Source organism: Kribbella sp. VKM Ac-2566 (genome assembly GCF_004366005.1).
Lineage (GTDB): Bacteria > Actinomycetota > Actinomycetes > Propionibacteriales > Kribbellaceae > Kribbella > Kribbella pratensis.
In genome coordinates, this window is record NZ_SODT01000012.1 from 548,673 (window position 1) to 573,288 (window position 24,616).

A 24,616-nucleotide genomic window follows, 5' to 3' on the forward strand; every position below is an offset into this window, starting at 1 on the left:
ATGTTGCTTGCCTTCGACACCTCGAGTGCCGCTGTCACCGTCGCACTGGCCACGCCGGCCGGCGAGGTCGTCGCCTCGTCGACGACCGTCGACGCCTTGCGCCACGGGGAACTCCTCGCGCCCGCGATCGCAGCGGCGCTGGAAACGGCAGGAGTCACGCCGCGCGACCTGACCGGGATCGCGGTCGGCGTCGGCCCGGGTCCGTTCACCGGGCTGCGGGTCGGACTCGTGACGGCCCGGACGATGGGCGAAGTGCTGGGGATCGAGGTCTCCGGCGTGTGCAGCCTCGACATCATCGCGCGGCAGTCGACGCTGACGTTGCCCGTCGCGGTCGCGACGGACGCGCGGCGCAAGGAGATCTACTGGGCGCTGTACGACGGCCCGGCCGCGGACGGCAGCCGTCGGCGGCTCGAGGGACCTGCGGTCGACAAGCCTGCCGAGGTCGCCCACGTGCTGTCCGGGCTGCCCGTGATCGGCCGCGGCGCGGTGCTGTACGCCGAGGCGCTGGGCGTGACCGCTGTCGAGGTCCCGGAGTACCCGTCGGCCAATGTGCTGGCGACGGGCGTGGCAACCGGGACGCTCGAGGTCGTCGCGCCGGATCCGCTGTACCTGCGCCGGCCGGACGTGACCATGTCCAGCGGGCCGAAGAGCGTGCTGTGAGACCTGCGATCAGAGCGGCGCGTCCGGACGACCAGGCTGAACTGGTCGCGTTGGACGAGCTGTGCTTCGGCCCGGCTGCCTGGAGCGCGGGCGCCTGGGCGGACGAGTTCGACCGGCTGAGCGAGGACCGGGTCGTCCTGGTCGCGGACGAGGGCGCGCTGGTCGGGTACGTCGTCCTGCTGCTGCCTCCGGTCGCGCTTGATGTGGTCGAGGTGCTGCGGATCGCGGTGACCCCGGCAGAGCGCCGTACCGGGATCGGCGGGCAGTTGCTGACGGCGGCGCTGGACCGGTGTGCCGGCCGGACGGTGTTGCTGGAAGTTGCTGCGAGCAACGAATCGGCGATCGGGTTGTACCGGGGCTTCGGCTTCGAGGAGATCAGCCGGCGCAGCGGGTACTACGGCGCCGGCGAGGATGCGGTGATCATGCGGTGGCGGGAGGAACAGTGACTACAGAGCCCCTGATTCTGGGGATCGAGACGTCGTGTGACGAGACCGGGGTCGGGATCGTGCGCGGGCAGACGCTGCTCGCCGACGCGATCGCGTCCAGCGTCGAGGAGCACGCACGGTTCGGCGGGGTCGTCCCCGAGGTGGCCAGCCGGGCGCACCTCGAGGCGATGGTGCCGACGATCCGGCGCGCCTGCGAGACGGCCGGTGTCAAACCGACCGACGTCGACGCAGTCGCGGTGACCAGCGGGCCTGGCCTGGCCGGCGCCTTGCTCGTCGGTGTCGCAGCGGCCAAGGGGCTGGCGTTGTCGCTGGACAAGCCGATCTACGGCGTGAACCATCTCGCGGCGCATGTCGCGGTGGACACCCTGGAGCACGGCGATCTGCCGAAGGGCTGCGTCGCGATGCTGGTGTCCGGTGGGCACTCGTCGCTGCTCGCGGTCGAAGACATCACCGACGGCGTCGTACCGATGGGCAGCACCATCGACGACGCGGCCGGTGAGGCGTTCGACAAGGTGGCGCGGGTGCTCGGGCTGCCGTTCCCGGGCGGGCCGTGGATCGACAAGGCGGCGCGCGACGGCGGGGACCGGCTGTATGTGACGTTCCCGCGCGGGCTGACGTCGCAGCGGGACCTCGAGCGGCACCGGTTCGACTTCTCGTTCTCCGGGTTGAAGACCGCGGTCGCGCGCTGGGTCGAGGCTCGGCGGCGGGACGGCGAGGACGTGCCGGTGAACCATGTCGCGGCGGCGTTCCAGGAAGCGGTCTGCGACGTACTGACCCGCAAGGCGATCGACGCGTGCAAGGACCGCGGTTTCGAGCACCTGCTGATCGGCGGCGGTGTCGCGGCGAACTCGCGGCTCCGGGCGATGGCCGAGGAGCGTGCGTCCGCGGCGGGTATCGCCGTACGGGTGCCGCGGCCCGGCCTGTGTACCGACAACGGCGCGATGGTCGCCGCGCTCGGCTCGGAGCTGGTCCGGTCCGGGAAGGCCCCGTCGCCCCTCGATCTTCCCGCCGACTCGTCCATGCCGATCACGGAGGTACTGAACAAATGAGGTGGACCGGCCCGGACGGCTTCGAGGCGGACGACGACGCCGAGCGGATCGACGTCGAGGTGGTGCAGGGCTTCCTGAGTACGTCGTACTGGGCCGAGGGGATCCCACGGGAGGTGGTGGACCGAGCGATCGCCGGTTCGCTGAACCTCGGCGTGTACGGCGCGGACGGTGCGATGGTCGCGTACGCGCGGATGGTGACGGACCGGGCCACGTTCGCCTGGCTGGCCGACGTGTTCGTGCTGGAATCGCACCGTGGGCACGGCCTCGGGAGGTTCGTCGTGTCGACCTTGCTCGAGCATCCGGACTTGAAGGGCCTGCGGCAGATCCTGCTGGCGACCGCCGACGCGCACGAGCTCTACCGGTCGTACGGCTTCAGCGAAACGCCGCCTGGACGGATGATGGCGATCCGCAGGGAACCGGCCGAGTTGTACGTGCGGCCGTGAGGCGTCCGGGTGTCGATCTCGTCCGGCACCCGGCGGGAGCGACCGAGCTGGTGCTGCTCGCGCACGGCGGCGAGGAGCACTCGCTCGCCGACCCGCACCTGTGGCGCCCCGCGGTGCTGCGGTTGTGGCCGTTCGCGCGGGCCGCGCTGTCGGTCGCGCCGAACGCCGCCATCGGGTTCCTCCGGTATCGCTTCCGCGGCTGGAACGACGCCGGCGACGCGGCGACCGATCTGCGGACCGTCCTGGACGAGCTGCCGCCGGTGATCTCGCGCGTGCTACTGATCGGGCACTCGATGGGCGGGCGAGCCGTAGTCGCCGGCGGCGATCATCCGCGGGTGGCGGGCGTCCTGGCGCTGGCGCCGTGGCTGCCGCGCGACGAGCCGCTCGTCGCACTTCGCCCGCCCGTCACGTTCGTGCACGGGACCGACGACACGATCACGTCTCCCGAGGGCACGACGGCGTACGTGCAGAGGTTGCGTGCGGCCGGGACAGCGGTGACGACGTATTCGCTCGCCGGGGAAGGGCACGCGATGCTGCGGCGGCCGAAGGACTGGAACCGGCTGGTGGCCGAGTTCGTCGCGGGGATCCCTGCCGGTGGTGGCGACGAGCACTTGCCGACGGTGCGCGATCAGACGGCGTCGGCGATCGGCGAGATCGCGATCGCTCGATTCCGGATGGCCGTGAAGGAACGGTTCCGGGCAGGTTAGTGGCGGGTCTCCGGGGAGTTGCGGCAGCGGACGCAGCACCTCGCCCGCCGGCTTGTCGCCCGGAGACCCGCTCGCGAGATCGATCATATGTTCGAATGTGCGGCGAACGCAAGTCCTGATTGTTGGGCGCGATGGCGGCCGGGTGTGGTGCCGACGACAGCGGCGAAGGCTGCGATGAAGCCGCTCGGGTTCGCCCATCCGCAGGCGTGTGCGACGTACGTGGTGTCGTGACCGTCCGCGAGCAGGACGAGAGCGTGGTAGATCCGGAGCTGCGTGCGCCATTCGTAGTACGTCATGCCGAGCTCGTTGCGGATCAGGCGGCTGAGGGTGCGGGCGCCGGCTCCGGCCGTGCGTCCCAGTTCGGCGAGGGGCGTGTTGTCCGCGGGGTTCTCGCGGAGGAGTTCGGCGATGCTGCGCAGGCGGTCGTCGCGCGGTTCCGGTAGCTGCAGTGGCTGCTCGGTCGCCTCGTGGAGTTCGTCGACGAGAACCTGCTGGAGGCGGATGCGGGCGGCGGGCTCGAGGTGGCGGCCCGTCAGGGCGAGAACGACCTCGCGGGCGAGACCGGACGCCAAGAACACTGCCGGATGGTCCGGGATGCTTTCGGCCAGTGGTGCGGGGAGGAACACGATCCGCATGTCGGTCTCGCCGTGGGCGCGGTGCTGGTGGGTGAACCCGGCCGGCGTCCAGGCGATCCGGTTGGCGGGCACGATCGACGTACCCCGATCGGTTTGCACGGCCAGGACGCCGCGGGCGGCGTACACCAGGTGTCCCTCGTCGTGCGTCTGCACCGAGCTGGTGCCGCCCGAGGCCCAGTGGTGGGCGCCGGCGGACGGGAAGAGCTCCGAGCGGAGAGGTTGGCGGCCGACGGGCATAGCTTGGCATTCTATCGGTGGTCGGCCATGCCGCTCTGCGGCGAGAGTGAAGGCATGAGTGCGACGATGCGTGCCGCGGTGTGTATCCAGGCGGGTGGTCCCGAAGTACTGGAGCTTCGCGAGCTACCGGTGCCGGCGGTTCGGGACGGCTGGAGTCTGGTGCGGGTACACGGAGCCGGTCTGAACCGGTCGGAGCTGCGGACCCGGCAGGGGCATTCGCCGTCGGTGCGGTTCCCGCGGGTCCTCGGGATCGAATGTGTCGGCGTTGTGGCTGCCTCGACCGATCCCGCCGTACCGGAAGGGACGACGGTCGCGGCGGTGATGGGGGAGATGGGCCGCGCGTACGACGGCGGCTATGCGGAGTACGCATTGTTGCCGAACGCAACGTTGATGCCGGTGGCCACGACGCTGCCGTGGGACGTGCTGGCCGCGCTGCCCGAGACGTACCTGACGGCGCAGGGCGCGTTGGACGCGTTGGGGATCGAGCGCGGCGGCCGGTTGCTGATTCGCGGCGGTACGTCGTCGGTGGGGATGGCTGCCGCGGCGATCGCGGCCGGGTCCGGGGTCGAGACCGCGGTGACGACGCGGCAGGCGAGCAAGGTCGATGCGCTGACCGCAGACCATGTGGTGGTCGACGCCGGTGAATCGCTGGGCGGATCGCTGCGGGAGATCTGGCCTGACGGACCGGAGTACGTTCTGGACCTGGTCGGCGCGCGTACGGCTGTGGACTCGCTGCGGCTCGTCCGTCGCGGCGGCACGGTGTGCGTGGCGGGTTCACTCAGTGGGTGGTTGATCCAGGACTTCGAGCCGATCGCGATGATCCCGTCCGGGACTCGGCTGACCGCGTTCCACAGCGAGACGATGAAGGGTCGCGCGGACGTGCTGCAGCGGATTGTGAGCGAGGTCGAGAGCGGCGTCTACCGGCCGAACGTCGACCGTGTCTTCGAGCTGGACGAGATCGTCGCGGCGCACCGGTACATGGAGGACGATCAGGCGACCGGGAAGCTGGTCGTCACCCTGCGGCACGAGTAGGCGACGGCGTCGCGGCCGATGCGCGTGATGACGAGGGTCGCCGATGCCGATCCCTTCGGTGCGAGCTTCTTGCGTAGCTGGGCCGGGTCGAGGTCGATGCCGCGCTTCTTGATCTCCAGGGTCCCGATGCCCTGGGTGCGGACCCAGGAGCGCAACGCCTTCTCCTTGTAGGGCAGCTCTTCCAGCACCTCGTACGCCGAGGCCAGCGCCGTCGGGACGTACGTCGACGCCGTGACGTAGGCGATGCGGGGATCCAGCAGCCAACCGTCGACCGCTGCGGCGACGGCGGTGACCAGACCAGCTCGGACAACTGCACCGTCGGGCTCGTAGATGTACTTGCCGACCGGGCCGCTGTCGGCTTCCGGTGCGTCGCTGACGCTCGCACCGCCGGGGAGCAGCGTGGCCCGCCGGGACGTGCCTGGGGAGAGCTGCCCCGACCAGAGGGCCGCCTCCTTGACCTCACCGGAGTCGCTGATCCATTCGGCTTCCACACCTTCGGGGATCGCGTCGTGCGGGATGCCGGGCGCGACCTTCACGCACGCAGTCCGCTGCAGGAGCTGGGTGACGAAGGACCATGGCGGTGAGTACGCGTTGTGGTCGAACACCCGCCGTCCATCGGCCCGGCGCGCGGGGTCTGCGAAAACCACGTCGTACGGCGTGAGGTCGGTGGACTCGGCTTCGCCTACCAGTACCTCGCCGGACAGCCCCAGTGCGGACAGGTTGGCGCGGGCGGTGGCTGCCGTCTCTGGATCGCGTTCGACTCCGGTGACGTGCAGTCCGGCGCGTGCGGCGCTGATGAGGTCGCCGCCAATTCCGCATCCCAGATCGACCACGCGGGCGCCGGGCAGGGTGGCTGCGAGGCGTGCGGCTCGGTGGGTGCTGACCGTGGTGCGGGTGGCTTGCTCAAGGCCGTCTGGGGTGAAGTACATGCGTTCTGCGTCCGGTCCGAACTTGGCGACGGCGCGGTGGCGTAGTGAGGCTTGGGTGACCGCAGTCGTGACAAGCGGTGCGTCGTACCGGCGTCTGAGCTTCTCGACGAGCTGGAGCTCGTTGCCAGGGCGGTACTCGGCGCAGGCAGCAGCCAGTACCTCAGCGCCCGGACCCTCGAGCAGCGCGGTGACACTCACCCCGCAACTTTAGAGGGGGCTCGAACAGCTCCTGCTCCAGCTGCGGGTTGCCATCGAGTACAGCCGCCAGTTCATCGCGGAGCGGGTCTTCGGGCCGTAGATGCCGTCCACTACCAGGTGGTGCTTGCGCTGGACGGTCTTGACGACCGCGCGGGTGTTGCTGCCGTAGATGCCGTCGACGGCGAGCTTGGAGCCGTAGCAGAAGTTCAGGTTGCGCTGGAGGACCTGGATCGCGGTCTCCGGGTCACCTGTCCGGCTGGTGCCGCGGTACGGGTCGTCGCCGTACATCAGGTTGCAGGTGGTGCTGGTGCTGCCCAGGATCGACGGCATCGGGATGCCCCAGCTGCGGTTCACCGGCACGAGGCGCGCGGACCTGCACTGCGGCAGAGCGGCTGCTGCTTTCAGCTCGGCGGCCGCCGCGTCGTGGGCGACAGGCTGGTCGGCCGGCGCCTTGGCCGCCGGCGCTTCGGAGACCGGCGCTGTGGACACCGGCGCTGCGGCGGGTGGTGACGGGTCCTTCGACGCGTTGGCGGCGACGGCGCCAACGGCGACCGCGCCGATGGCGGCCAGTAGCGCGATCGTCCGTCCGGACGGCTTCGGCAGCGCCGGTAACTTGAACGCCATGGCCCCTCCTCTGATCGCTCTGAGAGAACGGTCGCACGTGCCGGCGGGTCCGGCCCAGCGTTCGGCCACATTCCGTACCCGCCCGATCACCGGGTTGCCGAGATTGTTTGGCACTCGAGTTGACCGAGTGCTAATCGCGGCCTAGATTCGGTGTTGGCACTCTCGGTGTGAGTGTGCCAACGGTCCGGCCTCCTGACCCCCGCGACGGCAGGGGAGCGCGACCACATGTCACAGACAAGCGAATTCGACCGTGGAGGTCAGCAAGTGTCGGTCACGATCAAGCCGCTCGAGGACCGTGTCCTCGTCGCGCCGCTCGAAGCCGAGCAGACCACGAAGTCCGGCCTGGTGATCCCGGACACCGCCAAGGAGAAGCCGCAGGAGGGCGAGATCCTCGCCGTCGGCCCGGGCCGGATCGACGACAACGGCAACCGCGTCCCGCTGGACGTCAGCGTCGGCGACAAGGTCATCTACTCCAAGTACGGCGGCACCGAGGTCAAGTACGACGGTCAGGACTACCTGATCCTGGGCGCCCGCGACATCCTCGCAGTCGTCAGCAAGTGACGAACGCCCGCTGTTCCTGACTGACACCGCCCCGGAGCCTCTGGCGCCGGGGCGGAGTGGGTCCGGGACAGCGGGCCTCGCTCCTGCAACGAGAGACATACGGAAAAGGACTGGTTTTCTTCATGCCGAAGATCCTCGAGTTCGACGAGAACGCGCGGCGCGCGCTGGAGCGTGGCGTCGACAAGCTCGCGAACACGGTGAAGGTGACGCTGGGCCCGAAGGGCCGCTACGTCGTCCTGGACAAGAAGTGGGGCGCCCCGACCATCACCAACGACGGTGTGACCGTCGCCCGTGAGGTCGAGCTGGACGACCCGTTCGAGAACCTTGGTGCGCAGCTGACCAAGGAGGTCGCCACCAAGACCAACGACATCGCCGGTGACGGCACCACCACCGCGACGGTGCTGGCGCAGGCTCTGGTGCACGAGGGCCTGCGGGCGGTCGCCGCCGGCGCCAACCCGATGGGCCTCAAGCGCGGTATCGAGGCGGCCGTCGAGGCCGTGTCGGCCAAGCTGGTCGAGACCGCGCGGCCGGTGGACGACAAGGGCGACATGGCCCACGTCGCCACCATCTCCGCCCGGGACGCCGAGATCGGCGGCCTGATCGCGGACGCGTTCGACAAGGTGGGCAAGGACGGTGTGATCACCGTCGAGGAGTCGAACACCTTCGGGACCGAGCTCGAGTTCACCGAGGGTATGCAGTTCGACAAGGGCTACATCTCGCCGTACTTCATCACCGACGCCGAGGCCGGCGAAGCGGTGCTGGAGGACCCGTACATCCTGATCCACCAGGGCAAGATCTCCGCGATCGCGGACCTGCTGCCGCTGCTGGAGAAGGTCGTGCAGTCCGGCAAGGCGCTGCTGATCATCGCCGAGGACGTCGAGGCCGAGGCGCTGTCGACCCTGGTGGTCAACAAGATCCGCGGCAACTTCACCTCGGTCGCCGTCAAGGCGCCGGGCTTCGGTGACCGCCGCAAGGCGATGCTGGAGGACCTGGCCGCGCTCACCGGCGCGCAGGTCGTCGCCCCCGAGGTCGGGCTGAAGCTCGACCAGGTCGGCCTCGAGGTGCTCGGTTCGGCACGCCGGATCGTGGTCTCGAAGGACAACACGACCGTCGTCGAGGGCACCGGCAAGGCCGAGGACATCGAGGGCCGGGTCAGCCAGATCAAGTCCGAGATCGAGCGCACCGACTCCGACTGGGACCGCGAGAAGCTGCAGGAGCGGCTGGCCAAGCTGGCCGGCGGCGTCTGCGTCATCAAGGTCGGCGCGGCCACCGAGGTCGAGCTGAAGGAGAAGAAGCACCGGATCGAGGACGCGGTGTCCGCGACCCGGGCCGCGATCGAGGAGGGCATCGTCGCGGGTGGCGGTTCCGCACTCGTGCACGCGTCCACCGTGCTGGACAAGGACCTCGAGCTCGACGGTGACGAGGCCACCGGTGTCCGGATCGTCCGCAAGGCGGTCGTCGAGCCGCTGCGCTGGATCGCGGAGAACGGCGGCTACGAGGGCTACGTCGTGACGGCGAAGGTTGCCGAGCTCGAGTCCGGCAGCGGCTTCAACGCCGCCACCGGTGAGTACGGTGACCTGCTGGCGCAGGGCGTCCTGGACCCGGTCAAGGTGACCCGGTCCGCGCTCGCCAACGCCGGCTCGATCGCCGCCCTGCTGCTGACCACCGAAACCCTGGTGGTCGACAAGCCCGAGGAAGAAGAGCCCGCCGCAGCCGGTCACGGCCACGGCCACGGCCACTGATCCCTCAACACCAAAGCACCGCCCGGCAGACTCTGCCGGGCGGTGCTCTGTTGTACGGCGAGACATGTGGGCATGGTGTTTGCGTGGAGCTGTTGCGGGCTGTGCACGAGCAGGCGGCGTACCCGATCAACTGGCCTGCCGACCCCCGAACTTGGCTGACGCCGGAGAACAGCCTGGGTTGCTGGGTCGCGGTGAGTGGTGCGCGGGTCGTGGGGCATGTGGTGCTGACGGCGGTGGGTGGTGGTGCCGAGGTGGAGCGGTTGTTCGTGGATCCGCGGGCGACCCGGCAGGGGATCGGGCGGCAGCTGCTCGACCGCGTAGGTCGAACTGGTCAGTAGTGACAGATTGTGATCATTTGGGGGGCTTGATCACGAATTGCCACTATGCAATGAGAGTTGAGCGCCGTACCATCTTTCACGGCTGACCGGTCCGAACACGAGGGGGCAAGGGGTGACAGAGGTCCGAGTACCTGACACCCACGACCGGGTCGAGCTCAGGGATCTTGCCGCGCTGGCCGGCGACGGGGACCGTACAGCTCTCAATGACCTGCTCACCAGGGTGCGCGCAGTAGCGCACCGTTACGTACGGTCCCGTTTGTGGACCTATCCCGGCGGCGCCGACATGGTCGACGACGTCGCACAAGAAGTATGTGTCGCGGTGTTCGGCGCGCTGGGCCGGTATCGTGACGAGGGGAGGCCTTTCGAGGCTTTCGTCTACGGCATCGCGGCCCGCAAGGTCGCCGATGCCCAGCGTGCGTTCGCGGTCGCCGACGTCTCGACGCCGGACCTGCCGGACGGCGCGGACGAGTCACCGACGCCGGAGGAGCGCGCGGTTCGGCACTCAGAGGTCCAGCACATCATGGGCCTGCTGGACAAGTTGCCGGAGAAACTGCGGGAGATTTTGCGCCTTCGCGTCGTTGCGGGGATGTCAGCCGAGGAGACCGGCCGGGCACTGGGGATGACACCGGGGGCGGTGAGGGTCGCACAGCATCGGGCGTTGAACACGCTCAGGGGGTTTGTGGGGCATGAAGCAGAGCTGGAACGAGGAAGAGCAGGGGAGGGGCATCATGGCTGACCGTTTCGACCTGGACGCGATCGAGGCCGATGACGCGCTGCTCGATCTGCTCGCCGCCGGTGGGGAGTCCGCCCGAGCGGCGGGCGAGCACGACCCGGCCGTCGCACTGCTGGCCGATCTACGGCTGGCGGTCGAGGTCGAGGACGAGCTCCCGGTGGAGACCATCGACGATCCGGAGAGCTTCCTGGCGCGGTGCGCGGCGCTCAACCCGGTCACCGACCCGTTCGCCCGTAAGGTGGCGACCCGCGGTCTGGCGTTCGGTGTTGCCGCGGTGGCGGCGCTGTCGGTCTCCGGGGTGGCCGCGGCGGTCACCGGTGACCCGTTGTCGCCGTACGAGAAGGTCATCGAGAAGATGGTCGATGCGGTCCGCCCGCAGACCAGCTTCCCGAAGGAGGACCTCGACGGACTGCCGGTCGTGGACCGGAGCAAGATCGTCAAGGTCGGCAAGGACTTCAAGGAGAAGGCGAAGGCCGAGCACGCCGCCGAGAACGCCGGCAAGACCAACGTGGCCGGCGACGGCGAACTGTCGCAGGACGGCACCGAGAAGCCGGACGCGCTCGGACTGCCGGCGGACGACAAGCCGTTCGCGATCCGCGACAAGGACGCCTTCCCGGTCAAGCCGGAGCCGACCGAGGACCCGGTCAAGCCGACGACCGAGGTGACGCCGACGCCGACCGACGACACCAAGACGACGGAGCCGACCGACACCAAGACCACCGAGCCGACGGACACGAAGACGACGGAGACGCCGCCGGACACCCCGACGACGACCCCGACCGACGAGCCGCCCGGCACCACCACGCCGACTCCGACGCCGACGGAGACGACCACCACGACGCCGCCGACGAACGTCGACACCGGTACGGGCGACACGGGCACGGGCGACAACAACACGTCGACCGGTGAGCCGACGTCGACGCCGAGCGCCGGCTCCGGAGAGGGTCAGACGAGCGACGGGGAGACCACGCCGGGCTCGGACAGCACCACCGCTCCCGCCGGTACCAGCGGTTCGGACACGTCGGGCACCGACACCTCCGGCGCCGGTGAGACGCCGGGTAGCGATGTCACGCAGGTCCCGGACCAGGTCAAGGAAATCGCGGACGTGGTCGAGACGATCGTGGCGCCGGTCCTGCCGACGCCGAGCGGTGAGCCGGTCGCGAACGAAACCACCGAGCGGTTCTTCGGCACACCCGACGCGACGGCGAAGTCCGTCACGACGAGCAAGGCGACGGCGAAGAAGGCGGCGGCCAAGGCGACCGGGAAGCACGCGCGCGGGACGGTCAGCACGGGCTCGGTCCGCAAGGCCTACCCGAAGGGCAAGCATTCCAGCGGTGCGTACGCCGAGGGCAAGCACGCCGCGATCGCCCGGACGTACGGCTCGACCACCGACGCCAGCCTGCTGCAGATCCTGGACGTCGTGAACGCGCCCATCAAGTAACCGTTCGACCACCGACCGCCCGCCGCGAACCGTGGCGGGCGGTTGCTTGTGGTGGCCTGTGGACGGCGGATTCGGGGCCTGGTGGCGGCGCGGATAGGATGGGGTTCCGTTGTCGCCGTACAAAAGGTGCTCGCTTTCCCCATGGACATCACCCCCGCTGGAGTTCCCGACAAGTTCGCCGTCCTCGGCCTCACCTTCGACGACGTACTGCTGCAGCCGAACGAGTCCGACGTCATCCCGTCCGAGGCCGTCACGCGGTCCCGGCTGAGTCGTAACGTCGAGGTGAACATCCCGCTGGTGTCCAGCGCGATGGACACCGTCACCGAGGCCCGGATGGCGATCGCCATGGCGCGCCAGGGCGGTCTCGGCGTGCTGCACCGCAACCTTTCGATCGAGGACCAGGCCCAGCAGGTCGACCTGGTCAAGCGCTCCGAGTCCGGCATGATCGCGCAGCCGATCACGATCGGCCCGGACGCCACCATCGGCGAGGCCGACGCGCTCTGCGGGCAGTACCGGATCTCCGGCGTCCCGGTGGTGGACGACGCGGGTGTCCTGGTCGGCATCGTCACCAACCGCGACATGCGCTTCGAGACCGACCTGTCCCGGCCGGTCCGCGAGGTGATGACCAAGCAGCCACTGATCACCGGTCGGCAGGGCATCGCCGCCGACGACGCGATGGCCCTGCTCAGCAAGCACAAGGTGGAGAAGCTGCCGCTGGTCGACGACGCCGGCAAGCTCACCGGGCTGATCACGCTGAAGGACTTCGTCAAGCGCGACAAGTTCCCGCTGTCCACCAAGGACGGCTCCGGCCGGCTGATGGTCGGCGCGGCGATCGGCTTCTTCGGCGAGGCCTACAAGCGGGCCATGACGCTGGTCGAGGCCGGTGTCGACGTGCTCGTGGTGGACACCGCGCACGGTCACTCCCGGGCCCAGATCGAGATCATCCGCAAGCTCAAGGCCGACCCGGCCACCCGCGGCGTGGACGTCGTCGGCGGCAACGTCGGCACCCGCGCGGGCGCGCAGGCGCTGGTCGAGGCGGGCGCGGACGGCGTCAAGGTCGGCGTCGGCCCCGGTTCGATCTGTACGACGCGGGTCGTGTCCGGCGTCGGCGTGCCGCAGGTGACCGCGATCTACGAGGCGTCGCTGGCCTGCAAGCCGGCCGGTGTCCCGGTGATCGGCGACGGCGGCCTGCAGTACTCCGGTGACATCGCCAAGGCGCTCGTCGCGGGTGCGGACACGGTCATGCTGGGCTCGCTGCTCGCCGGGTGCGAGGAGTCGCCGGGCGACCTGGTGTTCATCAACGGCAAGCAGTTCAAGGCGTACCGCGGGATGGGCTCGCTCGGCGCGATGTCGTCGGCCGGCGGCTTGCGCAAGTCGTACTCGAAGGACCGCTACTTCCAGCACGACGGCGGCTCCGACGAGAAGCTGATCGCCGAGGGCGTCGAGGGCCAGGTGCCGTACCGGGGCCCGCTGTCGGCGGTCGCGCACCAGCTGATCGGCGGCCTGCGGCAGTCGATGTGGTACACGGGCGCCCGGACCGTGCCGGAGTTGCAGGAGAAGGGCCGCTTCGTGCGGATCACCTCCGCCGGCCTGCAGGAGTCCCACCCGCACGACATCCAGATGACGGTCGAAGCCCCGAACTACTCGGGCCGCTGACCGCCTGCTACCTGTAAGGACACCAGATGACCGAGATCGAGATCGGCCGCGCGAAGCGGGGTCGGCAGGCGTACGCGTTCGACGACATCGCGATCGTGCCGTCGCGCCGCACGCGGGACCCCGAGGAGGTCTCGGTCGCCTGGCAGATCGACGCGTACCGGTTCGAGCTGCCGATCCTGGCCGCGCCGATGGACTCGGTGATGTCGCCGGCCACCGCGATCGCGATCGGCAAGGCCGGCGGTCTCGGCGTCCTGAACCTCGAAGGTCTCTGGACGCGGTACGAGGACCCGACCAGCCTGCTCGAGGAGATCACCAGCCTCGAGACGCAGCAGGCCACGCACCGGTTGCAGGAGATCTACGCGGCGCCGATCAAGCCCGAGCTGCTCTCGCAGCGGGTGCAGGAGATTCGCGACTCCGGTGTGACGGTGGCCGGTGCGCTGTCGCCGCAGCGCACCAAGCAGTTCGCCAAGCACGTCGTGGACGCGGGGGTCGACCTGTTCGTCATCCGCGGTACGACGGTGTCCGCCGAGCACGTGTCGGGCCAGGCGGAGCCGCTGAACCTGAAGCAGTTCATCTACGACCTCGACGTACCCGTGATCGTCGGCGGCTGCGCGACGCATCAGGCGGCGTTGCACCTGATGCGGACCGGTGCGGCCGGCGTACTCGTCGGCTTCGGCGGCGGTGCGGCGCACACCACGCGGAAGGTGCTCGGGGTGGCGGTGCCGATGGCGAGTGCGGTGGCCGACGTGGCGGCGGCGCGGCGGGACTACATGGACGAGTCCGGCGGCCGGTACGTGCATGTCATCGCGGACGGCTCGGTCGGACGGTCCGGTGACGTGGCGAAGGCGATCGCCTGCGGCGCGGACGCCGTGATGGTCGGTTCGCCGCTGGCCCGCGCGAGCGACGCTCCGGGCGGCGGGTACCACTGGGGCGCCGAGGCCTGGCACCAGGACCTGCCCCGCGGTGAGCGGGTCGAGGTCGGCGTCACCGGCACGATGGAGCAGATCCTGTTCGGCCCGTCCTGGGTCCCGGACGGCACGATGAACCTGGTCGGCGCCCTCAAACGCGCGATGGCCACCACCGGCTACACGGAACTCAAGGAGTTCCAGCGAGTCGAGGTCGTCGTAGGTTGAGTACCGGCGTACTGCTCCTGCATGGTTCGAGTGGTACGCCGGACTTGGATCGGGCTCGTCTGCTCGAGGCCGAGGGGTACGACGTACTCGCGCCGCGATGGAACGTGACGCATGAGGTTCCGTTGGAGTCGTTCCCGCTGGCTGAGTTGGCGCACCACGATCGGCTGGTTGTGATGGGCAGTTCCTGGGGTGCCGAGGCCGCGTTGCTGCTGGGTGCGCTCGACGAGCGGGTCGACGCGGTGGTCGCGTTCGCACCGAGCGCTTACGTGTGGGGCCGGAACCTGGAGGACGGCAGCCAGCGGTCGGCCTGGACCTGGCAGGTAGAGCCCCTCCCGTTCGTACCGCTCGACCTGGACTGGAAGTCCGAGGACGATCCGCCGAGCTACACCGGCCTGTATCGCCAGAGCCTGCGGCGTGCTCCGGAGCAGGCGCGGATCCCGGTGGAGCGGATCAACCAGGTGCTTCTCATCGCCGGCGGTGACGACAAGGTGTGGCCGGCGGTCGAGTTCGCGGAGGAGATCGCCCGGCGTCGTGCCGAGCAGGCGACCCGGATCGTGATGGTCCCGGACGCCGGGCATCGTGCGGTGCTGCCGGGGGAGGAGCCGAAGACCGCGGGACAGCGGATGGCGCGCGGCGGGACCGAGGCAGCCGACCGCAAGTTGGGCACCCGAGCGTGGCCCGAGATCCTGGAATTGCTCGGAGCTTGAGCCGACTTGCGTCGAGTTCACCCGGTTTGACGGGTTCTGGAAGGATTGCCGCATGGGATTGTTCAGCCGTCGGAGCAGCCAGGACACGGACAATGTTGCCCTCGCCGCAGCGCGAGGCCGACTGTCCCCGGACGACGTCGATCAGGTGCGGTTCCTGATCACCACGAAGAAGGCGGTGCACGCGGTCAAGTTGATCCGGGACCGCACCGGCCTCGACCTCAGGCAGTCCAAGGAGTTGGTCGACGACATCCGCCTCGGGCGGTACGTGCCGCCGACGACCGGTACGCCGTTGGTCCGCCGCCCGGGCACCAACCTGGCCGAGCGCACCCGCGCCCTCAAGGCCGCGGGCGAACTCCACCAGGCGACCGCCCTCGTCGTCAGCGAGACCGGCATGACCGAGGCCGAAGCGGGCCTGTTCGTCGGCGCCCTCCGCCCCGACCTGCAGGACTGATTCAGCCTTTGACGTAGGACAGCTTCTCAGCGATTTTGCCGTCTCGTAGTCGCAGTACGTCGACACCGCGGACCTGGCCTCGGTTGCCGGACGGCTCGCGCCAGGAGTACCGCCACCGTACGACGGCCCGATCGCCGAGCAGCACGGTCTCCTCGGTCTCGAAGTGCGGGTCGGCGGTGTCCGCGAACAGCGTCGCCCACACCGCCCGGACCGCGTCCGCGCCCTCGAAGCGCCCGCCGTCCGGCGCCGGCGACGTGGACTCGAACACGATGTCGTCGGTGACCAGCGACATCGCCGTCTCCAGGTCGCCCTCGTCGAAGGCGGTCCCGAACCGCTCGAGCACCGGAGTCGCCGGCGTCCACCGGGCATCCCGCCCGAACGCGGCGAGCAGGGCCTCGGCCGGATCGGTGAAGCCTTCCAGATGCTTGCCGATGATTCCGGTCGACCGGTAGAGGTCCTCGCGCTTGGCGAACCAGTCCGCGACCTCGTCCACGAGCTCGGGGTCCATCCGCGGCAGTGCACCGATCGCGACGGCCAGATCCCAGCCGTGGATCAGGTGGTCCGCCGCGAGCTGTCGCAGGTACTCGTGCGGATCCTCGTCGCCGTACGACAGGTGCACCTTGTCGATCGACCAGGTTGCGGCGACCTCCGCCTCGCGCGCGGCGTACGAGGCCGCGGCGGCCGGATCGTCCTCGAGCAGGTCACCGTCGAGGGTGTCCCCGACCTCGGCGATCGTCTTGCCCGCCATCAGCGGCACGGTCCAGCGCTCCTCGCCGACGACATGGTTGACCAGCGCCCGGACGTCCCAGTCCGAGCACGGTGTCGGCGCCGACCACTGATCGGCCGGCACCTCCGAGACCAGGTCCGCGAAGTTGGCGACCGTGCGATTGTGCAGTTCCACAACGTCCATGACATCCCCCTCCCAGCGTCAGCGTGGGCCGGAGGAGGCCGGGACGTCAACGGCCGAGCTGGAGTTGCTCCGCGGCCTCGTGGGCGTGATGGGACGCGGCCAGGTCACCGGTGGCGGCCAGGAGGTTGCCGTGGTGCCGGTAGCAGGCGCCGGCCAGGTCCTTCATCAGCGCGTTGTCGTCGGCGTACGGGATCAGGGCGGTCGCGACCTCCGCGCACCAGCCCCCGAGATCGAGCGCGAGGTCGGTCCGCCCGGCCTGGAAGTATGCCTCGGAGATGTCGAGCAGCAGTTGCGCCCAGATCGGTACGTACATCTCGGTCTGGAACCGCATCCGGTGCGACTCCCGCTCGGACGAGATCGCGAACAGGTAGTGCGCCTCCATGCCCAGCGTGAGCGCGGCGTTGCCGTCCTGCGAAAGCAGCGGCTTCACCAACTCCGCGAGCTCGGTCGCGCGTTGCGCCGCCGACTCCGGATCGGTCCGGCCCGACACGGTCGCCAGCGTCATCCCGGGCGCGGGCTCACTCAGTGCCACCAGCCGGTGGTACTGCTCGAACGGCCCGAGCTTGATCTCCGCGTTCTCCAGCGCCGCGACCAGCGTCAGCGGCAACCCGCGGTCGAGCTCCTCGACCACCCGGGCCGCCGTCTCGGCATCGGTGTCGTACGCCGTCCGCAAGCAGGCCTCGCCCTCCAACCGGCCGACGATGCCGAGGTGCTTGCCCTTCCTGACCAGGGCGGCGACCAGCGTGCGCATGTCGGTCGCCGAGTCCGAGTCGGCGAGTGTGTCGGCTGTCGTCAGTCCGATCTCGTCCGCCTCGAGCGCAAGGTCCAGCCGGCCTTCGGCAGCGTGGACGTCGGCCGACACCGCGGTCGCCGTGCAGAGATAGCGCGCGTAGGACAGTGACTGGGGGCTCTCGTTGATCTGGTCCGCGAGCTGCAGGAACAGCTGGGTCGCCGCGTCCGCGGACGCGACCGCCAGCGCGGGGTCGCCGTACCGCCGCAGGATCAGCGCGTTCATCGCGAGCACCCGGGCGAAGTCCGGCTGGTGCTTGAGACCGTCCTCGCCGCCGACGAGCTGGCCGTACGCGATCACCGCGCCGTCCATCTCCAGTACGGCGGTGGCGCCGTGACCCCGGTGTGCCTGGGTCATCGCGCGCCGGGCGCGGACGTCGGCCAGGAAGCAGGTCGCGTCGAGTACGCCGGCATCCTGGAGCTCGGTGTACCCGAGTTGCGCCTCGTGCAGCGCGGCGAGGGCCTCCTCGTGGCGGCCGGATGCGTTCAGTGATCCGGCCAGCTCGTACTGGGTCGCGGCCATCAGGTGCTTGGCCTCGTAGTGGTTCGGGTGCCCTTCGGCGCGCTCCCTGGCCAGCTCGATGACCCGCTGCTGGTACGGCCCTGCCTCGTCGGCGCGGCCCTCCTCGATCAGCACCTGAGCTGTCTGCAGTGCCTCACCGAGCTCGTCCTCAGGAGGCGTCCAAAGCCCCCCGCTGTCCACCATCTGTACGTTCCACCCCTTCGCAGGTTCAGCCGCTCAGCTTAACGGTCTCTTGATACTGACAGCCGCTATTACTGGCAGGTAGCCTTCGGGTATGAGCGAGCAGACTTCGATTCCTGCGGATCCGGAGCTCGACCCGACCGCGTCGTACGCGACCGATCAGTCGGTCATCCGCCGGTTGTCGGGGCTGCTGCGCGCCACGGCCGGCACGCGTACGTCGTACGCGCCGGCCACCGGGCAGCCGATCGCGGACCTGCCGGTGTCGAGTGACGACGACGTGGTCGCGGCCGTCCGGGCCGCTCGGAGGACCCAGCAGACCTGGCGGCGGGTGCCGCTCGCGGAGCGCGCGGCGATCCTGCTGCGATACCACGATCTCGTTCTCGATCACCGGCACGAGCTGGTCGACCTGATCATCCGCGAGTCCGGCAAGGCGCGGAAGCAGGCGTTCGAGGAGCTCGCGCACGTCGCGCTGACGGCGCGGTACTACGGCCGCAAGGCGTTCGAGCTGCTCGAGCCGCAGCGCAAGCTCGGCATCTTCCCGCTGCTCACCCGCGCCGAGGAGCGGTTCGTCCCGAAGGGTGTCGTCGGCATCATCTCGCCGTGGAACTACCCGCTGACGATGGCGATCTCCGACGGTCTGCCCGCGATCCTGGCCGGCAACACCGTCGTCCACAAACCCGACAGCCAGACCCCGCTCACCGCACTGCGCGGCATCGAACTGCTGTACGAGGCCGGCCTGCCGCGGGAGGCCTGGCTCGCGGTGAACGGCGACGGCCCGACGGTCGGCGGCGCGCTCATCCAGAACGCCGACTACATCTGCTTCACCGGGTCGACCAAGACCGGCCGGCTGGTGGCGAAGCAGGCCGGCGAGCGGTTGATCGGCTGCAGCCTCGAACTCGGCGGCAAGAACCCGATGCTGGTACTGCGGGACGCCGACATCAACCGAGCGGCAGAGGGCGCCGTACGGGCGTGTTTCGCGAACGCCGGCCAGCTGTGCGTCTCGATGGAGCGGCTGTACGTCGCCGACCAGGTGTACGACGCCTTCGTCACGGCGTTCGTGGACCGGGTGAAGAAGCTCCGCCTCTCGGCCGGCACCGGCTGGGACGTCGACATGGGCTCGCTGATCTCGAAGGCGCAGCTGGAGACGGTGACCCGGCACGTCGAGGACGCCCGTGAGCAGGGCGCCACGGTGCTTGCCGGCGGCAAGGCTCGCCCGGACATCGGCCCGCTCTTCTACGAGCCGACCGTACTGTCCGGTGTCACCCCCGCGATGGAGTGCTTCGACAACGAGACCTTCGGGCCGGTCGTCTCGATCTACCGGTTCTCCGACGAGTCCGAGGCGATCCAGCGCGCGAACGAGGGCGAGTACGGCCTGAACGCGAGCGTCTGGACCCGCGACGGCCGCCGAGGTCGCGCGGTCGCCGCGCAACTGATGGCCGGCACGGTCAACGTCAACGAGGGGTACGGCGCCACGTTCGGCTCGATCGACACGCCGATGGGCGGCATGCGGTCGTCCGGTCTCGGCCGGCGGCAGGGTGTCGAGGGCATCCGCCGGTACGTCGAACCGCAGGCGATCGCCACCCAACGGCTGATCCCGATCGCCGCCTCGCACGGCCTCTCCGACGAGAAGTTCGCGGAACTGATGACCGGTGCCCTGCGGATCCTCAAGAAGATCGGTCGTCCATGACGTTCGACTACGACGTCGTCGTCATCGGGTCCGGCTTCGGCGGGTCGGTTTCGGCCTTGCGGCTGACCGAGAAGGGCTATCGGGTCGCCGTACTCGAGGCCGGTGCCCGGTTCGACGACGCGGGGTTCGCGAAGAACTCGTGGGACAAGAAACGGTTCCTGTTCGCGCCGAAGCTCGGCTGGTACGGCATCCAGCGGATCAGCGCGCTGCGCGACGTGATCATCCTGTCCGGCGCCGGGGTCGGCGGCGGCAGCCTGGTCTACGCGAACACGTTGTACGAACCGCTGCCCGCGTTCTACACCGATCGCCAGTGGGCGCACATCACCGACTGGCAGTCCGAGCTGGCGCCGTACTACGACCAGGCGAAGCGGATGCTCGGCGTCACGACGTACCCCGGATTCACGCCGGCCGACAAGGTGATGAAGCAGGTCGCCGAGGACATGGGCGTGGGGGAGACGTTCCACCCGACACCGGTCGGTGTCTTCTTCGGTGAGCCGGGTGTCGAGGTCGACGACCCGTACTTCGGTGGCGCGGGCCCCCGCCGTACCGGCTGTATCGACTGCGGCGAGTGCATGACGGGCTGCCGGCACAACGCGAAGAACACCCTGACGAAGAACTACCTCTACCTGGCCGAGAAGGCCGGAGCCGAGGTCTACTCGCTGACCACGGTCACGTCGGTCGAGCCGCTGCCGGACGGCGGGTACGCGATCGACACCCGGCGTACGTCGAACAAGAAGGCCACCCGCCGCTTCACCGCGGGACAGGTGATCTTCGCCGCGTCGGCTCTCGGTACGGCGAAGTTGCTGCACCGGCTGCGTGACGAGGGCAAACTGCCCCGGCTGTCGGACCGGCTCGGGGTGCTTACCAGGACGAACTCGGAGTCGCTGCTCGGCGCGATCTCCCGCGACACCGACGTCGACTACAGCCGCGGGGTCGCGATCACGTCGTCGTTCCACCCCGACGACATCACCCACATCGAGCCGGTGCGGTACGGGAAGGGCAGCAACGTGATGTCGCTGCTGCAGACCGTGCTGACCGACGGCGACGGTGACAGGCCGCGCTGGCGGACGTGGTTGCGCGAGCTCGGCGTCCAACGGAAGAACATCCGGAAGCTGTACGACCTGAAGCACTGGTCCGAGCGGACCGTGATCGCGCTGGTGATGCAGACCGCGGACAACTCGATCACGACGTACGGCAAGCGTGACCGGCTGGGCCGGTGGAAGCTCACGTCGAAGCAGGGGCACGGCGCGCCGAACCCGTCCTGGATCCCGGTCGCGAACCAGGTGGTCCGGCGGATGGCGAAGCTGATGAACGGTACGCCGGGCGGCACGATCGGGGAGCCGTTCAACGTACCGATGACCGCGCACTTCATCGGCGGCTGCGCGATCGGCGACTCACCGTCGTCGGGGGTCGTGGATCCGTACCACCGGGTCTACGGGTACGACGGCCTGCACATCGTCGACGGCTCGACCATCTCCGCGAACCTCGGCGTCAACCCGTCCTTGACGATCACCGCCCAGGCCGAGCGGGCGCTCTCGTTCTGGCCGAACAAGGGTGCCGCGGACCCGCGCCCGGCGGTCGGTACGGCGTACCAGCGGATCCAGCCGGTGAAGCCCGAGCACCCGGTCGTCCCGACGGATGCCCCCGGTGCGCTGCGGCTTCCGATCTTCCCGAAGCAGGCTGTGACGGATTCGTAACAGAACAGCGAAGAATTGCGTAAATGAAAAAGCCTCAGCAGTAAGTTGCTGAGGCTTTGTGCAAAGGTCCGGAAAAGGGAGCAGGTCCCTCGGGAACGTTTCCGCCCAAATCGTTTCCCGAGGGACCCACTCAAGCCGGGGTGAGGCGCCCGGCGCTTTGGGATCGGATCGCCAACCATGGCTGGCGACCCGAGCTCTTGGTTACTACCTTACATCCGATTTCCAGGGGCTTCAGGGCTTGTGACCACTCTGCGTGCTGATCGTAATGATCAGCATTTGTAGCTCCTGGTAACCGGGTGGCGGTCTTCCTTGCGGTAACCGCCTCTGCACACATCAACGAGCCCATCTACAGGGGGTTACGAGGTTCCGCAGAAAAACCCAGAAACTTTTTCCGGGAGTGCGGAGAGTGGCGGTGAGGCACTTCGGCCGCAGGTGTTCCACGTGACGCCCGCCGCAGCCCCGCCGTACCTGTCTGACCTACTGTGAGGCCGACCGTCGAGATGAGGCAGGAGAACCATGAGCAAGATCCTGGACGTGGCACGTGAGCAGGTTCTGGAGCAGGGCACGGGGCTGAGCCAGGAGCAATTGGTCGAGGTTCTCACCCTGCCCGACGACCGGCTGCCGGAACTGCTCGCGCTCGCGCACGACGTCCGGGTGAAGTGGTGCGGCGAGGAGGTCGAGGTCGAGGGGATCATCTCGCTGAAGACGGGCGGCTGCCCCGAGGACTGCCACTTCTGCTCCCAGTCCGGCCAGTTCACCTCGCCGGTGCGCGCGGTCTGGCTGAACATCCCCGAGCTCGTCGAGGCCGCCAAGGAGACCGCGAAGACCGGCGCCACCGAGTTCTGCATCGTCGCCGCGGTCCGCGGGCCGGACGAGCGGCTGATGTCGCAGGTGAAGGCCGGCATCGAGGCGATCAACGCCGAGGTCGACATCAACATCGCCTGCTCACTCGGCATGCTGACGCAGGACCAGGTCGACGAGCTGAAGTCGTGGGGCGTGCACCGCTACAACCACAACCTCGAGTCGGCCCGGTCCTACTTCGGCGACGTCGTCACCACGCACTCCTTCGAGGAGCGCTGGGAGACCTGCCTGATGGTGCGCGAGTCCGGGATGGAGCTGTGCTGCGGCGGTCTGGTCGGGATGGGCGAGTCGCTCGAGCAGCGCGCCGAACTCGCCGCGCAGCTCGCCGAGCTCGACCCGCACGAGGTTCCGCTGAACTTCCTCAACCCGCGACCGGGTACGCCGTTCGGCGACCTCGAGATCATGGACGGCAAGGACGCGCTGCGGACCATCGCCGCGTTCCGGCTCGCGATGCCGCGGACGGTCCTGCGGTACGCCGGCGGTCGCGAGCTGACCCTCGGCGACCTCGGCACCCGCGAAGGTCTGCTCGGCGGCATCAACGCGGTGATCGTCGGCAACTACCTGACCACCCTGGGCCGCCCGGCGACTGCCGACCTCGACCTGCTCGCCGAGCTGAAGATGCCGGTGAAGGAACTCCAGAAGACGCTATGAGCTACTGCGGGAGATGCGGGCGCGAGCTGACCGACGGCAGTCACGAGGATTGCCGGCGCGCGCTCGAACTCGAGCCGCCGAGGTACTGCGCGAGCTGCCGCCGCCGCATGATCGTCCAGGTCCACCCCATGGGCTGGTCGGCCCGATGCTCCGTCCACGGGAACCTGACCGCAAGCTGATTGGAACGGTCGTTTGCCCCTGCATGGTCCTACCGTCGTTCCATCATTCGACGCGGGAGGGAAGTGAGCGCGATGGCTTTCGGAAGCAAGAAGGCGGCACGCAGCGATGCGGTGGCGAATGGCGGCAAGCTGACGGGGCGCCAGGCGAGGAAGGCCGCCAAGGAGGCCGTTGCCGGCCGTCTCGGTGAGGACGGGAAGGTTCGCGACACCCGGGGCAAGGTGATCGGCAACTTCGCGGGCCGGACCCCGAGGACGCCGAACGAGCACGGCGTTTGAGGACTGCGCCGGCGTCGGGCCCGGTCCGGCTAGGGTTGGGGGTATGTCCAACGTGCCCCGGCTCCTGGTCGCTCTGTACGGCCCGACGTCGGCGGGTAAGACCGCGGTGTCGGTCGATCTGTGCCTGCGGATCCGGGACGAGCTCGGGCTGCCGCCGATGGTCGTGTCGGCAGACTCGCGGCAGGTGTACCGGTACATGGACATCGGCACCAGCAAGACCACGCCGGAGGAGATGCGCGGGATCCCGCACACGATGATCGACGTCACCGAGCCGGTGCGGAAACTCGAGCTGGAGACGTTCGTCGCGCAGGCGCGGCAGCACATGGACGAGTGCTGGAAGGCGGGTGGCGTCCCGGTCGTGGTCGGCGGCACCAGCGTGTACGTGCGTTCGCTGCTGGAGGGCTGGGAGGTGGACGCGGTTGCCGAGGCGCGGAATGCCGTACGGCGTGACTTCCCGCGCAGCATGGCCGAGGACGCCTACGCGGTACTGAGCCGGCTGGACGCCAAGGCCGCCGCGAAGATCCACGAGAACAACTACGACGCGATCGTGAACGCGCTGGCGCGTGCCATGGGCAACGATCCGGAACGGGCCGTCGCCCCGGCGACCCGGCAGGTCGTGTTCTCCGTCGACCGTTCCGCCGCCGAGATCGACCAGCGGGTCGCCGCGACCTTCGACCGCCAGGTCGAGCTCGGGCTCCGCGACGAGGTCCTCGGACTCGACGAGCGGTACGACGTACTGACGCAGTACCGCCGCCTCGGCCAGAAGTCGCCGAACCAGGTCGTCCACACGCACGGCTACACCGAATGGTTCGACGTCGCGCTGGACCGCGGCAAACCGGTGGAGAACCTGACCGGCGCCGACCTGGACGAGGTCCGCACCCGCGTCGTCGAGCGCATCCAGACCCACACCCGCCGCCAGCGCTCCGCCATCCCCAAACTCACCGGCGTAAAGCCCGCCCGCAACGCCAACGACGCTTTCACCGCAGTCAAGAAGGCCCTCGAGGCCCGGCCGCCGGCCCCGACGGCGGAAAAGAACCCGAAGCAGAAGCCCGCACCGCGACGTCCGAAACCCCAACGCTCCGGAGCGAGCCCCGACGCGGCACGCCGCCGCCGAACATAAAGGGGCCGGGGGCAACCGATT

General features: G+C 69.3%; 25 protein-coding genes. 20 read left to right on the forward strand and 5 right to left on the reverse strand.

What is annotated here, in order from left to right:
- The 5 genes from tsaB to EV647_RS29750 are packed head-to-tail and all read left to right on the forward strand — an operon-like array spanning position 1 to position 3,305.
- Entirely contained in the window at positions 1–660 is a 660-nt protein-coding gene (gene tsaB, locus EV647_RS29730; RefSeq protein ID WP_134008717.1) for a tRNA (adenosine(37)-N6)-threonylcarbamoyltransferase complex dimerization subunit type 1 TsaB, read from the forward strand.
- Positions 657–1,106 (forward strand): GNAT family N-acetyltransferase, encoded by a 450-nt coding sequence (locus tag EV647_RS29735; RefSeq protein ID WP_134008720.1) that lies wholly within the window; start codon positions 657–659, stop codon positions 1,104–1,106. The genes tsaB and EV647_RS29735 overlap by 4 nt, the downstream gene beginning before the upstream one ends.
- The gene (gene tsaD, locus EV647_RS29740) at positions 1,103–2,155 is read left to right on the forward strand and encodes a tRNA (adenosine(37)-N6)-threonylcarbamoyltransferase complex transferase subunit TsaD (protein ID WP_134008723.1); all 1,053 of its coding nucleotides are present in this window, start codon (positions 1,103–1,105) and stop codon (positions 2,153–2,155) included. The genes EV647_RS29735 and tsaD overlap by 4 nt, the downstream gene beginning before the upstream one ends.
- The gene (locus tag EV647_RS29745) at positions 2,152–2,598 is read left to right on the forward strand and encodes a GNAT family N-acetyltransferase (protein ID WP_134008726.1); all 447 of its coding nucleotides are present in this window, start codon (positions 2,152–2,154) and stop codon (positions 2,596–2,598) included. The genes tsaD and EV647_RS29745 overlap by 4 nt, the downstream gene beginning before the upstream one ends.
- Positions 2,595–3,305, forward strand: a complete 711-nt coding sequence (locus tag EV647_RS29750) for a dienelactone hydrolase family protein (protein WP_134008729.1) — start codon at positions 2,595–2,597, stop codon at positions 3,303–3,305. The genes EV647_RS29745 and EV647_RS29750 overlap by 4 nt, the downstream gene beginning before the upstream one ends.
- Before the next feature lie 83 nt (positions 3,306–3,388).
- On the opposite strand, the gene EV647_RS29755 is transcribed toward EV647_RS29750, so the two are convergent.
- Positions 3,389–4,177: an AraC family transcriptional regulator gene (locus EV647_RS29755; protein WP_134008732.1), complete on the reverse strand. Its 789-nt coding sequence runs from the start codon at positions 4,175–4,177 to the stop codon at positions 3,389–3,391.
- 54 nt (positions 4,178–4,231) lie between these two features.
- On the opposite strand from EV647_RS29755, the gene EV647_RS29760 reads away from it, so the two are divergent.
- Positions 4,232–5,209, forward strand: a complete 978-nt coding sequence (locus EV647_RS29760; protein ID WP_134008734.1) for a zinc-binding dehydrogenase — start codon at positions 4,232–4,234, stop codon at positions 5,207–5,209.
- Here the strand turns inward: EV647_RS29760 and EV647_RS29765 are convergent.
- On the reverse strand, positions 5,167–6,336 hold the full coding sequence (locus tag EV647_RS29765) for a methyltransferase domain-containing protein (RefSeq protein WP_134008737.1): 1,170 nt from the start codon (positions 6,334–6,336) through the stop codon (positions 5,167–5,169). The genes EV647_RS29760 and EV647_RS29765 overlap by 43 nt on opposite strands.
- A 9-nt stretch (positions 6,337–6,345) precedes the next feature.
- Positions 6,346–6,960, reverse strand: a complete 615-nt coding sequence (locus tag EV647_RS29770) for a peptidoglycan-binding protein (protein ID WP_134008740.1) — start codon at positions 6,958–6,960, stop codon at positions 6,346–6,348.
- Between the two features lie 264 nt (positions 6,961–7,224).
- Between EV647_RS29770 and groES the strand changes: the two genes are divergently transcribed.
- From groES to EV647_RS29815, 9 genes are all read left to right on the forward strand, one after another.
- On the forward strand, positions 7,225–7,521 hold the full coding sequence (gene groES / locus EV647_RS29775; RefSeq protein ID WP_133782216.1) for a co-chaperone GroES: 297 nt from the start codon (positions 7,225–7,227) through the stop codon (positions 7,519–7,521).
- 122 nt (positions 7,522–7,643) lie between these two features.
- Entirely contained in the window at positions 7,644–9,263 is a 1,620-nt protein-coding gene (gene groL / locus EV647_RS29780; protein WP_134008743.1) for a chaperonin GroEL, read from the forward strand.
- Positions 9,264–9,346: 83 nt separating this feature from the next.
- Positions 9,347–9,601 carry a GNAT family N-acetyltransferase gene (locus EV647_RS29785; RefSeq protein WP_166680460.1) on the forward strand — a complete coding sequence of 85 codons (255 nt, stop codon included), beginning with the start codon at positions 9,347–9,349 and terminating at the stop codon, positions 9,599–9,601.
- A 112-nt stretch (positions 9,602–9,713) separates the two neighbouring features.
- Positions 9,714–10,337 (forward strand): RNA polymerase sigma factor ShbA, encoded by a 624-nt coding sequence (gene shbA, locus EV647_RS29790; RefSeq protein WP_134008749.1) that lies wholly within the window; start codon positions 9,714–9,716, stop codon positions 10,335–10,337.
- Positions 10,330–11,775 carry a hypothetical protein gene (locus EV647_RS29795; RefSeq protein WP_134008752.1) on the forward strand — a complete coding sequence of 482 codons (1,446 nt, stop codon included), beginning with the start codon at positions 10,330–10,332 and terminating at the stop codon, positions 11,773–11,775. The genes shbA and EV647_RS29795 overlap by 8 nt, the downstream gene beginning before the upstream one ends.
- Before the next feature lie 141 nt (positions 11,776–11,916).
- A complete protein-coding gene (guaB, locus tag EV647_RS29800; RefSeq protein ID WP_133782225.1) occupies positions 11,917–13,431 on the forward strand; it encodes an IMP dehydrogenase in 1,515 nt (504 codons plus the stop codon).
- Between the two features lie 26 nt (positions 13,432–13,457).
- Complete coding sequence (locus EV647_RS29805) at positions 13,458–14,564, forward strand: GuaB3 family IMP dehydrogenase-related protein (protein ID WP_130384561.1); 1,107 nt, start codon at positions 13,458–13,460, stop codon at positions 14,562–14,564.
- Positions 14,561–15,271: an acyl-CoA thioester hydrolase/BAAT C-terminal domain-containing protein gene (locus EV647_RS29810; RefSeq protein WP_166680461.1), complete on the forward strand. Its 711-nt coding sequence runs from the start codon at positions 14,561–14,563 to the stop codon at positions 15,269–15,271. Before EV647_RS29805 ends, EV647_RS29810 begins: the two co-directional genes overlap by 4 nt.
- A 52-nt stretch (positions 15,272–15,323) precedes the next feature.
- The gene (locus EV647_RS29815) at positions 15,324–15,722 is read left to right on the forward strand and encodes a hypothetical protein (protein WP_134008758.1); all 399 of its coding nucleotides are present in this window, start codon (positions 15,324–15,326) and stop codon (positions 15,720–15,722) included.
- A gap of 1 nt (position 15,723) precedes the next feature.
- Here EV647_RS29815 and EV647_RS29820 read toward each other — a convergent pair whose 3' ends face one another.
- Together EV647_RS29820 and EV647_RS29825 are read right to left on the reverse strand one after the other, a co-directional pair.
- Positions 15,724–16,632, reverse strand: coding sequence for a TIGR03086 family metal-binding protein (locus EV647_RS29820; RefSeq protein WP_134008761.1), 909 nt, complete (start codon positions 16,630–16,632; stop codon positions 15,724–15,726).
- 46 nt (positions 16,633–16,678) lie between these two features.
- Positions 16,679–18,127, reverse strand: coding sequence for a hypothetical protein (locus EV647_RS29825; RefSeq protein WP_134008764.1), 1,449 nt, complete (start codon positions 18,125–18,127; stop codon positions 16,679–16,681).
- Positions 18,128–18,218: 91 nt separating this feature from the next.
- Here EV647_RS29825 and EV647_RS29830 point away from each other — a divergent pair, with 91 nt between their 5' ends.
- From EV647_RS29830 to EV647_RS29855, 5 genes are all read left to right on the forward strand, one after another.
- Entirely contained in the window at positions 18,219–19,811 is a 1,593-nt protein-coding gene (locus EV647_RS29830; protein WP_134008767.1) for a succinic semialdehyde dehydrogenase, read from the forward strand.
- Entirely contained in the window at positions 19,808–21,508 is a 1,701-nt protein-coding gene (locus EV647_RS29835; protein ID WP_134008770.1) for a GMC oxidoreductase, read from the forward strand. The genes EV647_RS29830 and EV647_RS29835 overlap by 4 nt, the downstream gene beginning before the upstream one ends.
- A gap of 516 nt (positions 21,509–22,024) precedes the next feature.
- Positions 22,025–23,020: a biotin synthase BioB gene (bioB, locus tag EV647_RS29840; protein WP_134008773.1), complete on the forward strand. Its 996-nt coding sequence runs from the start codon at positions 22,025–22,027 to the stop codon at positions 23,018–23,020.
- A 251-nt stretch (positions 23,021–23,271) separates the two neighbouring features.
- Positions 23,272–23,475, forward strand: coding sequence for a hypothetical protein (locus tag EV647_RS29850; protein ID WP_134008779.1), 204 nt, complete (start codon positions 23,272–23,274; stop codon positions 23,473–23,475).
- Positions 23,476–23,518: 43 nt separating this feature from the next.
- Complete coding sequence (locus EV647_RS29855) at positions 23,519–24,595, forward strand: hypothetical protein (RefSeq protein WP_134008782.1); 1,077 nt, start codon at positions 23,519–23,521, stop codon at positions 24,593–24,595.
- Positions 24,596–24,616 lie beyond the last annotated feature (21 nt).